We start from the raw sequence: 14894 nt of genomic DNA on the forward strand, positions 1-14894 counted from the left end.
AACCCTTATCCGAGAGGACGTGGACGAAAATCGAAGGAGGCAGCCGGCATCGGGACACCCGCCACACGTAACTGGCCGGCACGGGTGACTGTCGCGGCTCCTTCGAGCAGGTTGAGCGCGATCTGGCGAACCGTGCGCGCTTCCACTGGTTCGAGGAAACTTCCCCGGACCCATTGGTTGAAGGCCCCCATCGCAGGCCCACACCAAATCTGGTAGTCGCCGCGACGAGCCGTGTTGCCGTCGCGGGCCCATTGTGAACCGGTGAACAGGTACCACCGAAACACCAACGCCATCCGGTGTTTCGGATCGGCCGCCGCGCGTTGCACCTGACTGGGGTCGGTGTTGGCGAAGAACGCCTCGGTGTCGGCCCAGATATCCGCCACGCTGCGCCCGAGCACCGTCGTTTCCAGGTTCTTCAGCTCCTCCGGCGGCGCCTCCTCGAGCGAGTTGTACCGCCGGTAGAAGTCAGCGAGCCGATGGCCGCGCTGAGCAAACATCGTGCCGCGCTTGAGGACCTGCACGGTCACGCCCATCTCGAACATGTCCGCCGCCGGCGCCATCGCCACATCAGTCGACTCGGCCAATCCCAACAGTGTTCGGGCATCGGGTGACAGACCGCTTTCGACCGCTGACTGGTTCACCGAACCCGTCAGCACATATGCCGCTCCTGCGGCGTACGCCGCGGCCACCGCGGCTGGTGTTCCCAGTCCGCCCGCCGCGCCGACGCGCGGCAGAACCGGGTAGCGATACGTGGCCGCGATCTCGTCGCGCAGGCTGATCAACCGCGGGAGAAGGACGGTCAACGCGCGGTTGTCGGTATGACCACCCGAATCCGCCTCGGCAGTGATGTCCTCGGCGATCGGGATGCTGCTGGCGAGCGCAGCCTCCTCCGCGGTGAGGCGACCCTCTGCGACCAGCGCGCTCAGCATCGCCTCCGGAGCCGGCGAGAGGAACTGTCGGGCAACCTCGTCGCGGGACACCTTGGCGAAGATGTGCCCGGCTCGGACGATCTGTCCATTCGCATCGCGACGGAGGCCCCTCGCGGCGTACAGGACGACCGCCGGTGTGAGACGCATGAACGCCGACGCGGAGACGTAGCGGACACCGAGGCGGTGGAAGAGGTCGACCGTCGCGAGTTCGACGCCGTCGCTCTGGATGTTATGGATCAGGTTGGCGCCCCAGCCGCTGGAGTTCGGCCCGAGTGCGGCCTGAACTTCCCGCACACCCGCTTCCACGGTGGCCAGATCCAGGCCGGCGCTCCCGTAGAACGCCATCACGCCGGCGCGCACACCCTCGACGGTCATCTGGGGCGTCGCGATACCGCGGGCCATCTCACCGATGACGTAGGGGAAGCGCACGCCGTGCGTCGCGGTGAAACTGCGATCACCCAGCCACTCGGGATAGATCGGTGGCAAGACCGCCAGGATGTCCTGGCGCATCAGCTCCGGTGTCAGGACGCCCGTACCTTCGAGGACGACAGTGCGTGGCCCGAAGGCCGAGCTCACGACGGCGACCGGTCGGCGAATTGCGGTGAGTGCATCGTTGACATCCGACCCAGCAAGCGACGCCGGAGAGGCGCCATTGGTGGGATGAGAGTTAGCCAACGTCGCCTGCATGAGGTGCGACTCTAGCTTTACGCGCACGACAATTCCCGGTTTTAGAACACGTTCAGGCACCCAGCAGTAATTCTGTGAGCAGTCTACGCCGCTACGACGGGTCACCGTTGCCGAAGTGGTCTGCGACCAGCGCCATCTTCCTCACTTCCGTGGACTACGTGGTCGGCCGCACAGCAAAAGTCATACTCAGCGTCATCTGCGACCAGGATGAGGGCTGGACGGGTTCGACCCGGTGGCGCGCCGCGAGCATAACCACGTTTACGGTGCGCGGTTAGCTCGGCGGCACAGCCAGCACGACCGACCGACGAACCGGCTAAACGTGGAGTCAGTAATTCATGCAGGTGTTCGCGACCTGCATGATCTGAGGCCCGATCTGCGCGAAAATCAGTGCGTTCAACCGTCCGTTGACTGCTTGCTGCTGTGCCAGCGCCTGCTGCCGTTGGTCGATCGGCATGGCTAGGAACTGCTGGATATTCGCCTGCATGTCCGGCCGCGCGCTGAGCTGTCTGCCCAGGGCTGGAGCCTCCGCGTTCAGAGCGGCCGTCACTTGCGGATAGGTACACGTCGTGTTAGCCAGTGCGTCCATAATCGGGTCTGCCGACGCCGTTGCCACCGGCAGGAGGGGAATCGCCGCCATCAGACTTCCGGCGACGACGACTCGTCGTAAACGCTGTGCTGAGTTCATGGACGAGCGCCTTCCATTTGCCAAACTTCCGAGAACTTGCGAATACGTCAGTTAATCACGGTGTCCTCGCGCGGTACTGAGAACGCCTCAAGTCACAAGTGGCGCACGTCTGCCGCAGTCCTACTTTCGGTCGTCGCGGTGTGTCCGCTGCAGTTCCCGTTCGGCATCCTCGAGCGCCTGACGCGCCGAGCGCAGCCGCTCGAGCAGGTCGTCGCGCTCGTGCTTTTTGCGGTCCGCTGCCCGCGCTTCCTCCATCGAGTTCAGGACGATCCCGATGAATAGGTTGAACACCAGGAAGCTCAGGATGACGCTGTAACTGATGAAGAAGAGCACCGTCCACGGCGACACCGCCAGGCCCATGTCGACGTTCTCGGGCAGGTTCTCCAGGGTCAGCATCACGTACATCGTCAGCATCGCCCGCCCGATGTTCCCGTAGTGCTCGGGGTCGTGATTTCCGAAGATGATCCAGCCCAGCATCCCGTAGATGTAGATGAGCAGGGCGGTGGCCGCGGCGAGGGACGCCACCCCGGGGACGCTGCGGGCGATCGCGCCGATGACCACATGCAGATCGGGTAGAAATCGGATGATGCGCACGATCCGCGCAAGGCGCACCAGCCGCAACAGCATCGCCGTCGCCCGCAGGCCGGGGATGAAGGACGCCGCGATCACGACGAAGTCGAAGACGTTCCAGTGGTTCTTGACGAACTCTCGGACGTTCCAGCCTGCGGCGGTGAACCGGATCAGCAGTTCGACGACGTAGACAGCGAGGATGACGTTGTAGCCGATGTCGAAAGCGTGGTCATAACCGGCCGTGACCGTGTCGAACGTTTCCAGCCCCAGCATGGTCGCGTTGACGACGATCACGATCACGATCACGGTCTCGAAGACCACGTTGCCGACCAGCCTTCGGCACAGCGCCACCACCGTCGGCACGGGCGTGGGCGTCTGCTGTTCGGTCGGCGTGGATTGCACGGTTAGTACATAGCAAAGGTTCAGGGCCGGCACCCGGTGAACCGCACCGTCACATCCGCGATTCCCTCATCACCGCCGGGGTGAGGGTCTACCGTCACCGCCATGCGTGCGGTCGGGCGGCGCGGGTTCCTGGTGGGCTTCGGCGCGCTCGCGGCTTCGCCGCTGTTGCCGGCGTGCGCCGGCACGGACGAAAAGACCCGCGATCACGTGGTCGTCGTCGGCGCCGGATTCGCCGGACTGGCGGCGGCACGAAAGTTGGCCGCCGCCGGTCTGAAGGTCACGGTGCTGGAAGCCCGGGATCGGATCGGCGGCCGGACGTGGAGGGACACCTCGCTGGGGGCGCCCGTCGACATCGGTGCCTCGTGGATCCACGGCACCGAGAACAATCCGCTGACCACGCTCGCCCACGATGTCGGGGCCAAGACGGTGCCCACCGATTTCGAGGACTTCATGCTGGTCGACGATCACCAGATCGTGGACCAGAAGACTGCCGCGGCATTGGTCACCGGCTGGCACCGGATCGTGGAGAAACTCACCGACCGCAGTGCCGACGCCGCGCCCGAGGAGTCTGTCGCCGACGGCTTGGTCGGCCTCGCGAACCTCGAGGATCCCCTGGTCGCGTGGAACGTCACCTCGAGCATCGCCGGTGAGTACGCAGCCGACCCCGGCCAGCTCTCGCTGCGGTGGTTCGGCAGCGAGGGACAGTTCAAGGGGCCTGACGTCATTCTGCCCGGCGGCTACACCCAGCTGTCGCAGCACCTCGCCACAGGACTCGACATCCGCACCCGCACCGAGGTGAAGCGAATCTCACACGGTGGCGACCAGGTACGCATCGAGACCTCGCAGGGCGTCGTCACCGCCGATCGGGTGATCGTGACGGTGCCGCTCGGTGTGCTCAAGGCCAAGACCATCGTGTTCGACCCGCCGCTGCCGGACGCCAAACAGGGCGCCATCGAGCGGCTCGGATTCGGCTTGTTGAACAAGGTTGTCGTCGCCTTCGACAAACCGTTCTGGCCGGAGTCCACGCCGATGATCGGACTCGCGGGCAACAACCAGCCGGTCACCGATCTGGTCAACGGACTGATTTTCGCGGGCAAGCCACTGCTGGTTGGCTTGCGCGGCGGGCAGGCCGCCTGGTCACGGGAGTCGATGTCCGACGCCGACGCGGTCGACGAACTGATCACCGCGATTGACGCACCCAAGCCCACCGGGTCCATCGTGACCAAATGGGGCGCCGACCAATATGCCCGCGGCTCTTACAGTTTCATCGCCGTCGGGTCGAGCCCAGACGATATGCACGCCCTCGGCGAGCCGGTCGGCGACCGCCTGATGTTCGCCGGTGAGGCCACCAACCCCGAGTGGTTCGGCACTGTCCACGGCGCCTACATGAGCGGCCTGCGCGAAGCCGACCGCGTTCTCGCATAATGCGTCGGTATTTTTCCGCCGTCGAACGGCTATCCCCCACGCCATGACCGACGCGCTCACGCACGACACTCATAGCGACACCAAACTCAAGCGGAAGATCACCGGGCCGCTGCTGTACCTGTTCATCCTCGGCGACGTGCTCGGCGCAGGCGTCTACGCGCTGATGGGTGTGCTGTCCCAGAAAGTCGGCGGGGTGCTGTGGGCACCGCTGCTGATCGCCATGCTGCTCGCGTTGTGCACGGCCGGTTCCTACGCCGAGCTGGTGACGAAATATCCACGAGCCGGCGGCGCGGCGGTCTTCGCCGAGCGCGCCTTCAAACGCCCGGCGATCTCGTTCCTGGTCGGGTTCAGCATGCTCGCGGCCGGCGTGACCAGCGCGGCCGGCCTCGCACTGGCGTTCGCCGGCGACTATCTGAGGACCTTTATCGACGTGCCTGCGGTGCCGGCCGCGCTCGTCTTCCTGCTGCTGGTGGCCTGCCTCAATGCCCGGGGCATCAGCGAATCGGTAAAGAGCAACACCGTGATGACCGTCGTCGAGCTCAGCGGACTGATCATCGTCGTGGTCGCGGTGGCCATTCTGATGAGCCGGGGCGGCGGCGACGTCTCGCGGGTAACCGCCTTCCCGCCCGGCGCATCCCCCGCGCTGGCGATCCTCGGTGCGGCGATCGTCGCCTACTACTCCTTTGTTGGGTTCGAGACGTCGGCCAACGTGGCCGAGGAGATTCGAGACCCCAGCCGGGTCTATCCGCGGGCGCTGTTCGGTGCGCTCCTCACGGCCGGCGTCGTCTACACACTGGTCGGACTGGCCAGCGCCATCGCCCTGCCATCCGACGAGTTGTCGAAGTCGTCGGGTCCGCTGTTGTCCGTCGTCGCCGCGGCGGGAGTCGGCATCCCGGACAAGGTATTCAGCCTCGTCGCACTCATCGCCGTGGCCAACGGTGCGCTGCTCACGATGATCATGGCGAGCCGGCTGACCTTCGGCATGGCCGAGCATCGCCTGCTACCTCGCGCCTTGGGTGCGGTGTTGCCGAACCGGCGCACACCGTGGGCCGCGATCGTCGCGACCACTGTCGTGGCGATGCTGCTGACCACGATCGGTGAGCTGTCGACGCTCGCCGAAACTGTTGTGCTGCTGTTGTTATTCGTCTTCATCTCGACCAACATCGCGGTGTTGGCGTTGCGCCGCGACCACGTGAACCATTCGCACTTCCGGGTCTGGACACCGATTCCGGTGCTGGGTGTGGCGTCCTGCCTGCTGCTGCTCACCCAGCAGAGCGCCAAGGTGTGGTTGTTCGCGGCCATCCTGCTGGCGGTCGGTCTGATCCTGCACCTGATCGCCGCGCGCAGTGGTGCCACCGGCGACCGTGGCGAGCGGTCCGCCGTTTAGTCCGCCGCCGCGCGGGCAGTCCCTGTCCGAGACAGGAGAACTGGCGTGCGAATAGTCATCACCGGGGCGAGCGGCAATGTCGGGACGGCGTTGCTTCGGCGGCTCGCCCGCTGCGACGAGACACATGACATCGCCGGCATCGTCCGCCGCCCGCCCGCGCCGCTCGACGGGTACCGCGCGGTGCGTTGGCATTCCATCGACGTAGCCGAGCCCACCGCCGGCGACGAACTGGCCACCGCTTTCGACGGCGCGGACAGTGTCGTGCACCTGGCATGGGGATTTCAGCCGACCCACGACACGGAGTATCTGCGCCGGGTGGCGATCGGGGGCACCGCTGCGGTGGTCGACGCCGCACACCGCGCCGGCGTAGGCCAACTCGTGCATATGTCCTCGGTCGGCACGTACGCAGCCGGAAGCTACGGCCGCCGCGTCGACGAATCGTGGCCGACGACCGGCATCTCGTCCTCGCCCTACAGTCGGCACAAGTCGGTCGTCGAAGCGTTCCTCACCGAGTATCAACAGCACTACGGCGACGCCGCGGTCCGGATCGCAAGGCTGCGACCGGGATTTATTCTGCAGGCATCGGCGGCCAGTGGCCTCCTGCGCTATGCGCTGCCCGGCTATCTGCCAATGAGCCTGGTGCCGCTGCTGCCACTGCTGCCCATGGACCGGAGCCTGTGCATACCGGTCGTTCACGCCGACGACGTCGCCGACGCGGTCGTTCGAGTCATCGAACGGCAGGCCACCGGGGCCTTCAACGTGGCCGGTGAACCTCCCGTGGGACGCGACCAGGTGGCGCGTGCGTTGGGTGCCCAACCGGTGCACGTTCCGTCGGCTGTGCTGGGCGGAATCGTCGACGCGACCTGGCGTCTGCGACTGCAACCGGTGGACCGAGGATGGCTGGACATGGCCTTCACCGTTCCGCTCCTCGACTGTGCGCGCGCCCGCACCGAATTGGAGTGGAGTCCGCAGTGGTCGGCCACGGATGCACTGGCTGATCTGCTGACCGGTGTTGCCCATCACGCCCATACCAGTAGTCCGCCGCTGCGACCGCGTTCGGTCATCGACTTGGTCCGCCGCAGTTTCACCGATGGGCTGATCTCGTCCCGGCACCTGCCGTGAGCGCCGGCGAAATTCGATGTTCAGCGGGCCCGAGCCAGGGGTATAGGGATATCTCCTCCCTCCCTAGGAGACGCCGATGACCGCCACTGCCGAAACGCCGACGAGTTCGGAAGCTCAGTCGCTGTTGGCGATGGTCGAGCGATTGCGGGTGAAACTGGTCCGGGAGCGGGCCGGTCTGGCACGGCAGCTCCGCGAGCTCTCGCACCGCATCGAGGGAATCGACCGTCAGCTCGACGACCTCACGGTCAGCGCCGAGTGGTTGGCCGCCATCGCTTGCCAGCCCGCCGACGAACTGCCCGCATAGACACCGGCGCGACCCTCTCGCGTTCGCCTGACGTCACGCTCGTCCTCCGATACGGTGAAGCACCGGTCGGCGGAAGCGAGGACCCATGCGGAATCGACTCAGGCTGATGGTCGCCCACGTCATGGTTGTGTCCTCTGCGCCCATCGCCGGGATTGCCTGGGCTCCACCGAGTTCGGCCGACGATGGCTGCGGAGCCGGGATGTACTTCAACTGGGAAACCAATCAGTGCGAGTACTACGACGACGTGACGGTGTATATCAACCCGTGCTGCTACGTGGGCCCCGCCGGGGTCGGCCCCCTCGGTCCGGGACCGGTCGGACCGGGCCGGCGTTAGCCGAGGCATACGGGATCCGCTGTGACCGACCATGACGACTCACGCCGTGACGAACGGTCCGACGCATCTCGCGGCGACCAGCCGACACGCAAACCTGAAGACACGGCGTTCCCCGAGTGGTTCCGGAACTTCTGGCGAACCCTGCTGGGTCCCCGAGGCCGTCGCTGAACCTGCGCGCACGGCCGCGCCGTCACCTACGATGCTTGCATCGTGAGTCAGCTACCCGAGTCGGCCGAGACCGATTCCCTGTCCCGTCGGCAGATCATCCTTCTGGTTGCGGCTCTGGTCTTCTCGCTGATGTCGTTCTCACTGAACGCCACCATGCTGGCCCCGGCGGTCCGCGACATCAACCAAACGCTGGGCCCCGGCGCGTTCGTGGCCATGTCCACCCCGTTCTATCTGGCCGGGGCGATCGCCAACGTCGTGCTGATCCGGTGGAGTGATTACATCGGTCGCAAGCGCGTCCTGATCGGCATCGTGATCGTCATGTGCATCGGGACCGTGCTGTGTCTGAGCACGTCGCTGCCCCTCGTGGTGGTCGGTAGGTTCCTGCAGGGCACCTCCAACATCACCTACGGTCTGGCTTTCCTGATCCTTCGAGCCCGGTTGTCCGGGGCGACATTCGGCGTGTGCTGCGGGGTGATGGCATCCATCAACGGCGGGGTGGCCGGCGGCGACGCGTTCTTGGCCGGGATCATGACCGACGCGTTCGGGTACCGCTCGATCTTCGCCCTCATCTTGGTCGTCGGCCTCCTCGCGGTTGCCTTCGTGTGGAAATGGGTTCCCGTCGACGAACCGGGTTCTCGTTCCGATGGCCGGATGGATTGGGTCGGTGCCGTTTTCATCGCGCTGACCGTCGGTGGTATCACGATGTTCTTGTCCGACGGCGGGCATGCTGGGTGGACGTCGACGCCCGCTCTGGTCTATCTCGCCGTCACCGTGGTGGCCGCAATCGCGTTGGGGGTCACCGACAATCGCGTCGATCATCCCCTCATTGGGCTCAAGCACCTGCGGTCTCGGGAAGCCTGGCCGTTGATCGTCGTCACCATCTTGGTGATGGGCTCGTTCATGGTGGTACTCGGGTTCATCGTGCCGAGTATGAGCGAAGACCCCGATTCCGGATTCGGGCTCAACGCGACCACGACGGCACTGCTGTTCCTCACCCCCGGTGCGGTCGTGCAGGTTCTCACCTCGCCGTTCGTCGGCCGCCTCGCCGTCCGGGTCGGCTTCGTCACTGTGATGCGCGCGGGAATCGTCGCCTCGATCGTGGTCATCGCGTTGACGGCCGTATTCGCCGACCACAAGTATGCGGTGGTGGCCCTCATGGCGGTCTTCGGATTCACCTGCCACGCAGTCATACTCACCCCGCTGAGCTCACTCGGTGTGCTGCAGGCATCCGACGAAGCGCCCGGCGCACTGCCCGGCATCGCCAACGCCAGTTACGGCATGGGCTTCACGCTTGGCTTCGCCTGGGCGGGTCCGATCGTCGGTTCCGGCACGGATTCTACCTTCCAGCATGCGTTTTGGATCGCCGCCGGGATCGGCGTCGCCGCATTGGTGTTCAGCCTGATCCTTCGGCCGAAACCGCTTGTCAGCGGGCCTGTCTCCCCCGGCGGTTCGACAGCTCACCGGACATCGCCCTGACCGACGGCGGAACCGGCGTGCCGGGATCGCAGTCCGGTGCCCGGCGCGGCTCGCCGTACACGGTGGTCAACGGCACCACCCCGGCCCATGCCCCAGCGGCGACGTCCTCCTCGCCGTCCTCGGGCCAGCCGTCGCCGATCTTCAGTGACCAGTTTTGATCGGTGATGGGCATCCGCAACGCCATCGTCGCAGCCAGCTCCTTGCGCGAGCTGGCTCGTAGCTCCGCGACCCGGCCGGGAATGAAGGTGTCGGTCAGGGTCTCGAGGTAGCGGACCTTGTCCGACTCCTCGATCGGTTCGAAAGTTCCGTACAGCGTGGCGCTGCGGAACTGGAAGGACGACTCAAAACCGCTGCGCGCCACCAGGACTCCGTCCAGGGCGGTGACGGATACCGCCGCCGCTGCACCGTCGGCGAGTTGACGCAGCCACGGCGATCCTGTCGAACCATGGATTACCAGTTCATCACCGATGCGGGCGAAGCCGATCGGAAAGATCACCGGGTGCCCGTCCCGGATCAACGCTACGGTGGCCAACGGCGTCGCATCGAGAAGTTCGTCGAGTCGTGAGCGTTCGGTGTTCTGCTTCTCCGGCAGGCGGCTGACCCTGGTCGACGGTTGCGGCATGGACCTACTGTCGCACGGGCCGAAGCGCGTCGGGGGTCAGATCGGCCAGTGTCCGGTAGCCGTCGATGCCCATGATCAGGTCGGCCTCGGCCAGCAGCGAGCGCAGCACATGCACGATTCCGTCGGTGCCGGCCAGCGCCGCACCGTAGGCGTAGGGGCGGCCGATGCCGACCGCCTTCGCACCCATCGCCAGGGCCTTGACGATGTCCGCGCCGGAGCGGATGCCCGAGTCGAACAGCACCGGCACGTCGCCTGCCGCCGCCACCACGTCGGGCAGGCAGTCGAGCGCCGGCAGCCCGCCGTTGGCTTGTCGGCCGCCGTGATTGGAGCAGTAGATGCCGTCGACGCCGGCGTCGATCGCGCGACGGGCATCGTCGGGATGACAGATTCCCTTGAGAATCAACGGCAATGACGTCAACGATCGCAGCCACGGTAGGTCGTCCCAGCTCACGCAGTTCCCGAAAGTGCTCACCCATGCCATCACCGCGTTGCGCGGGTCGGCGTCGATGTCGGCGTCGGTCTTCGCGCGAAACACCGGGTCGCTGATGTAGTTGGATAGACATTTGCCGCGCAGCTGCGGGAAGTTGGAGGTCGACAGGTCACGCGGCCGCCACCCGGGCACCCAGGTGTCCAGCGTCACGACGATGCCGGTGTATCCGGCGGCTTCTGCCCGCTGCACGAAGCTCGCTGCCAACTCCCGATCGGTCGGGGTGTATAGCTGGAAAAGCCCTGGCGTATCCCCGAATTGCGCCGCGACATCCTCCATCGGGTCCATGGTCAATGTCGAGACACACATCGGCACCCCGGTACGGGCGGCCGCCCGGGCGGCGGCGAGATCACCGTGCTGGTCTTGGGTGCACAATCCGATCACACCGATCGGCGCCATGAACACCGGAGCGGGCCAGCGCCGTCCCCACAGCTCTACCGAGAGGTCACGTTCGGTGGCGCCGACCAGCATACGGGGGATCAGGCCCCAGTGATCGAACGCGGTGACGTTGGCCCGCTGCGTGCGTTCGTCCCCGGCACCGCCTGCGACATACGACCACAGCGAGGGTGAAAGCACCTGGGCAGCACGGATTTCCAGCTCTGCGAACGACATGGGCAGGCTGGGCAATGTGCCGGTGAGCCCTTGGAAGTAGATCTCGAGCTGGTAGTTGCCGTACGGCTGGGTCATGGCACGTCCTTCTGGCTCGACATCGACATCGTGGCGGGGTTCCACTCCTAGTACTACGCGGAAACGTCCGTCGGGGTGGCAATCTCGCCGACGAGGTCGGCCACCCGGCGCACCTGGTCGATGTCGGAGCTGGTCGGGATGAGATGCACCTCGCTGGTGCCGATCTCGGCGAAGCGACGCAGCACCGCGATGAGCTCCTCCTCGGTGCCGGCCCATCCGCTGGTCGGCGCGATCACGTCGACGATATCCCGCGGGATCCAATTCATGTAGTGGCGCAGATGCTGGATCACTTGCTGACGCGGTGCATCTCCCTCGCCGAGCGCGAACCAAAAGGACGTCGCGAGATGGGGTTCGGGCTTCCCCGCGGCGGCCCACGCATCGCGGGCGACATCGAACAGGGCGGTCTCCTTGTCGAGGTCGAGATCCATCGAAATACCGGCAAGCCCGTCCGCCCACGACGCCGCACTCCGGATCGTCTTGGGACCCGTGGTGCCCACCAGCAGCCGCGGCCCGCCGTCGCGGGCGGGCCGCGGCCCGACCGGCAACACCGATTCGGTGAGCTTCTCCCCCGCCCAGACTCGCTTCATGATCGCCACCCGCTCGGCCATGTCCCGCATGGTCTGCGTCTTCGGATCGGCGCCGACAGCGCGGTAGTCCTCGTGGCGGCCCCCGACCCCGAAACCGACGGTCAGCCGCCCGCCGCATAGCAGGTCACCGGTCGCGAGTCCCTTCGCGAGCATCACCGGATCGTGCAGCTGAGGGACAACCACGGTGGCCACCAGTGGCACGCGTTCGGTCCAGCCGGACAGGGCACCCAGCAGCGTCAGGGAATCGGGATTGCCGAACGCGATCCGCTCACCCCAGCACAGCGAGGAGAACGGTCCCTGGTCGATCGTCTGCGCCCAGAGCTTGAGGATGTCCGCGTCGACGTCCGGTTCCATCACCGGCAGTGTCATGCCAATCTGCACGTTCGCGATTCTGGCACGGCGCACGCGGGGACTGCCCCGATCCGTCCTACTGAGAGGATGGATCCCATGCCGATCGCCACTTCCACCATTGCCCACGTGCGGCTGACCGTCACCGACATCGCCACCTCACGCAGGTTCTACGACAGCGTGTTCGGTTGGCCGGTGTACGCCGAACTTCCGGAGAACGCCGATGCCGCGACCCGCGAGCAGCTTTCGTTCCTGTTCGGCGGAGTCATCTACAACATCGGTGACAGCCTGATCGGGCTGCGTCCCACCGGTACGGGCGCCTTCGACGAGGATCGGGTCGGCCTCGATCATCTGGCCCTCGGGCTGCCCAGCCTCGACGACCTGGAGCGGGCCGCCGCCCACCTCGACTCGCTGGGCATCGCGCACGAGCCGATCAAGGACATCGGTGTCGCCTACATCCTCGAGTTCCGCGATCCCGACAACATCGCCCTGGAGTTGACCGCTCGCAAGTGACGGCAGCCGCCGAGATCGGCGGTTTGGGCGCCAATAGAGCACGCCCTACCGGGCGGGGTCTTTGTATGCCTTGATCGGCCCCGCGGCCGGCGGCGGGTTGAGCAGGGTGCCGCGCAGACTGCCCCGCGCGGTGCGCACCGCGACCAGTAGCCACGTGCTCAACAGCCCGAGGTAGGCGAGTCCGGCCGCGACCTTGAACGCAGGCAGGTTGGTGTGCACGGCCAGCTGCGTGGTGCCGGTGACGAACGTGCCCACCGGGAACGTCAAGCTCCACCACGTCAGTGCGAACGGCATGCCGCGTCGCAGCGTGCGGATCGTCAGCGAGGTGGCCAGCGCAATCCAGAGCACCGCGAAGCCCCACACCGGGACGCCGAAGATCACCGCAAACGCATTCAGGTCGGCAGCCAGCTCGTGTTCGACGGCGAGCGCAGCGGCCTGCCCGAGAAGCCCTGCGGCGGTGATGGATTGGCCGATGGGACCGAGCACGATCCACAGCGTGGGCACCCTGGCCGTGCCGGAGGTTCCGTAGAGCACCAGCCGGCTCCAGATCATGGTGATGATGATGAAGGCGGCCACCAGCGAAAGCCCGAACATCGCGTAACAGCCATAGAGCATCGTGGCGCGGCCGGTGCCCGGCATCATGTGCGGAATCAGCAAGGCGCCGGTTGCTGCCGAGACCATCGGCGGGACCACCGGCATCAGCCAGCCGCCGAACGCGGCATCGGGCTCCACGTTGTGCTGGGTGAACATCAGGAACGGAATGCTCACCGCCGTGAACAGTCCACCGATGGTGCCGGCCGTCCACAGCACCCAGTCCAGATCCACGGCGAGCCGATCGCCGATGAGGTCGCGGCCGACCAGTACCGCACCGGCGCCGACCGTCAACAGCGCCATCGGCGCCGCGCCGTAGAAGTGCGCCATCTGCGGGTTGCGGGCGTGGCTGCGGGCGACAGTCGGATGGCGCAGCCAGTGCAGCCCGACAATCGCGATCAGCGCGACGAGCAAGACCGTCGCGATCACCCAGACCACTTCGGCAAATCCCCGGAGGCCCGGAACGTGGACCGGCAGCGTCGCGCCCGCGGTCGCGACGATCCCGGTGCCCATCACAGATGCGAACCAGTTGGGCCCGATGTTGCCCAGCTTCTCGACCCGGGTCTGCGGTGTTGCCATAAGCAACAGACGGTACGGCATGGCGAAGCCGTAGTCGGTCAAGCCGACATTCATTGCAGGGTGTCGACGAAAGTGCTTGACTGGCAAGGGTAATGGGAATCGCACTAAACCACACCATCGTCGCCGCGCACGACAAGCAGAGGTCCGCCCAGTTCCTGACCGAGCTGTTCGGGCTACCGGACGCGGTGCCGTTCGGCCATTTCCTCGTCGTGACCCTCGAGCATGGGCTGAGCCTCGACTTCGCCGACGTGCCTGCCGATGAACCAATTCACCCGCAGCACTACGCCTTTCTGGTGACCGAGGACGACTTCGACACGATCTACGGCAAGATTTCCGACCGGGCGATGCCGCACTGGGCCGACCCCCGCGGCGCCCGCCCAGGCGAAATCAACCACAACGACGGTGGCCGCGGCGTGTACTTCCGCGACCCGGCAGGCCACTACTTGGAGATCATCACGCGGCCGTATGGATCCGGAGCAGGCTAGGCGCCGTGTCCGCGCCGGTTCTCCTGTCTCAGGTAGTCGCGGGCCAGATCGGCGACGTGGCTTGGCAGCTGTCCGCTCGCGACATCGGCCAGACTGGTCTCTTCTAGCACCGATCGCATGCTGGCGCGCAACGCCCGCCACACATCGGTCAGTGCCGCGGTGGGGCCGCTGTAGGGCAGGTCGCCCAGCCCCATGTCGCGGACGCTGGCCAACGGCCCATCGATACAGCGCAACACGTCGGCGATGCTGATGTCGGCGGCCGCTCGGCCCAGTTCGTAGCCGCCGTCACGGCCGCGGTGACTGCGCACCAACCGGTCGGTGCGCAGATCGGAAAGGATGTCAACCAGGAATTGTGCGGGAATGCCCTGCGCCTTGGCCAGGTCCTCGGTCTTGACCAGCGCGCCGGTGTCGACCGATGCGAGCTGGATCATGGCGCGGACGGCGTATTCCGCCTTCGCTGACATCCGCATTTGGCGAATTCTGCCACTGCCCCGTCGGCAGGAGCG

Annotated in this window: 16 protein-coding genes; 8 read left to right on the forward strand and 8 right to left on the reverse strand. The window is 66.1% G+C overall.

All coding sequences use genetic code 11. The features are described 5' to 3' along the window. Positions 1-5: 5 nt before the first annotated feature. The 3 genes from K0O64_RS22140 to K0O64_RS22150 form a co-directional block, all read right to left on the reverse strand. Positions 6-1616, reverse strand: a complete 1611-nt coding sequence (locus K0O64_RS22140; protein ID WP_071949646.1) for a PfaD family polyunsaturated fatty acid/polyketide biosynthesis protein — start codon at positions 1614-1616, stop codon at positions 6-8. A gap of 325 nt (positions 1617-1941) precedes the next feature. Next, positions 1942-2301: a hemophore-related protein gene (locus K0O64_RS22145; protein ID WP_071949645.1), complete on the reverse strand. Its 360-nt coding sequence runs from the start codon at positions 2299-2301 to the stop codon at positions 1942-1944. A 120-nt stretch (positions 2302-2421) separates the two neighbouring features. After that, positions 2422-3273 (reverse strand): ion transporter, encoded by an 852-nt coding sequence (locus tag K0O64_RS22150; RefSeq protein WP_071949644.1) that lies wholly within the window; start codon positions 3271-3273, stop codon positions 2422-2424. 102 nt (positions 3274-3375) lie between these two features. On the opposite strand from K0O64_RS22150, the gene K0O64_RS22155 reads away from it, so the two are divergent. The 6 genes from K0O64_RS22155 to K0O64_RS22180 all read left to right on the forward strand — a co-directional run bounded on the left by K0O64_RS22155 (position 3376) and on the right by K0O64_RS22180 (position 9489). Continuing rightward, complete coding sequence (locus K0O64_RS22155) at positions 3376-4698, forward strand: flavin monoamine oxidase family protein (protein ID WP_071949643.1); 1323 nt, start codon at positions 3376-3378, stop codon at positions 4696-4698. 43 nt (positions 4699-4741) lie between these two features. Continuing rightward, positions 4742-6085, forward strand: coding sequence for an APC family permease (locus tag K0O64_RS22160; protein ID WP_071949642.1), 1344 nt, complete (start codon positions 4742-4744; stop codon positions 6083-6085). A gap of 45 nt (positions 6086-6130) precedes the next feature. After that, on the forward strand, positions 6131-7207 hold the full coding sequence (locus tag K0O64_RS22165; RefSeq protein ID WP_096312068.1) for an NAD-dependent epimerase/dehydratase family protein: 1077 nt from the start codon (positions 6131-6133) through the stop codon (positions 7205-7207). A 76-nt stretch (positions 7208-7283) separates the two neighbouring features. Next, on the forward strand, positions 7284-7511 hold the full coding sequence (locus K0O64_RS22170) for a hypothetical protein (RefSeq protein WP_071949640.1): 228 nt from the start codon (positions 7284-7286) through the stop codon (positions 7509-7511). Between the two features lie 85 nt (positions 7512-7596). Next, a complete protein-coding gene (locus tag K0O64_RS22175) occupies positions 7597-7845 on the forward strand; it encodes a hypothetical protein (RefSeq protein ID WP_099973841.1) in 249 nt (82 codons plus the stop codon). Between the two features lie 210 nt (positions 7846-8055). Then, positions 8056-9489: an MFS transporter gene (locus tag K0O64_RS22180; RefSeq protein ID WP_071949638.1), complete on the forward strand. Its 1434-nt coding sequence runs from the start codon at positions 8056-8058 to the stop codon at positions 9487-9489. Here K0O64_RS22180 and K0O64_RS22185 read toward each other — a convergent pair. From K0O64_RS22185 to K0O64_RS22195, 3 genes are read right to left on the reverse strand one after another with little or no spacing between them, the layout of a single operon-like run. Continuing rightward, positions 9437-10111 (reverse strand): pyridoxamine 5'-phosphate oxidase family protein, encoded by a 675-nt coding sequence (locus K0O64_RS22185; RefSeq protein ID WP_071949637.1) that lies wholly within the window; start codon positions 10109-10111, stop codon positions 9437-9439. The genes K0O64_RS22180 and K0O64_RS22185 overlap by 53 nt on opposite strands. A 4-nt stretch (positions 10112-10115) precedes the next feature. Then, positions 10116-11285: a lactate 2-monooxygenase gene (locus K0O64_RS22190; RefSeq protein WP_096312069.1), complete on the reverse strand. Its 1170-nt coding sequence runs from the start codon at positions 11283-11285 to the stop codon at positions 10116-10118. A gap of 53 nt (positions 11286-11338) precedes the next feature. Then, positions 11339-12241 carry an LLM class flavin-dependent oxidoreductase gene (locus tag K0O64_RS22195; protein ID WP_174714205.1) on the reverse strand — a complete coding sequence of 301 codons (903 nt, stop codon included), beginning with the start codon at positions 12239-12241 and terminating at the stop codon, positions 11339-11341. A 78-nt stretch (positions 12242-12319) separates the two neighbouring features. Between K0O64_RS22195 and K0O64_RS22200 the strand changes: the two genes are divergently transcribed. Then, a complete protein-coding gene (locus tag K0O64_RS22200; protein WP_071950377.1) occupies positions 12320-12733 on the forward strand; it encodes a VOC family protein in 414 nt (137 codons plus the stop codon). A gap of 45 nt (positions 12734-12778) precedes the next feature. On the opposite strand, the gene K0O64_RS22205 is transcribed toward K0O64_RS22200, so the two are convergent. Then, the gene (locus K0O64_RS22205) at positions 12779-13903 is read right to left on the reverse strand and encodes a TDT family transporter (protein ID WP_225933512.1); all 1125 of its coding nucleotides are present in this window, start codon (positions 13901-13903) and stop codon (positions 12779-12781) included. Positions 13904-13995: 92 nt separating this feature from the next. Between K0O64_RS22205 and K0O64_RS22210 the strand changes: the two genes are divergently transcribed. Continuing rightward, complete coding sequence (locus K0O64_RS22210) at positions 13996-14388, forward strand: VOC family protein (protein ID WP_071949635.1); 393 nt, start codon at positions 13996-13998, stop codon at positions 14386-14388. Here K0O64_RS22210 and K0O64_RS22215 read toward each other — a convergent pair. Then, positions 14385-14858 (reverse strand): Rrf2 family transcriptional regulator, encoded by a 474-nt coding sequence (locus tag K0O64_RS22215; RefSeq protein ID WP_071949634.1) that lies wholly within the window; start codon positions 14856-14858, stop codon positions 14385-14387. The two genes, K0O64_RS22210 and K0O64_RS22215, sit on opposite strands and share 4 nt — an antisense overlap. Between the last annotated feature and the right edge of the window lie 36 nt (positions 14859-14894).

This window comes from Mycolicibacterium pallens, assembly GCF_019456675.1.
Classification (GTDB): domain Bacteria; phylum Actinomycetota; class Actinomycetes; order Mycobacteriales; family Mycobacteriaceae; genus Mycobacterium; species Mycobacterium crocinum.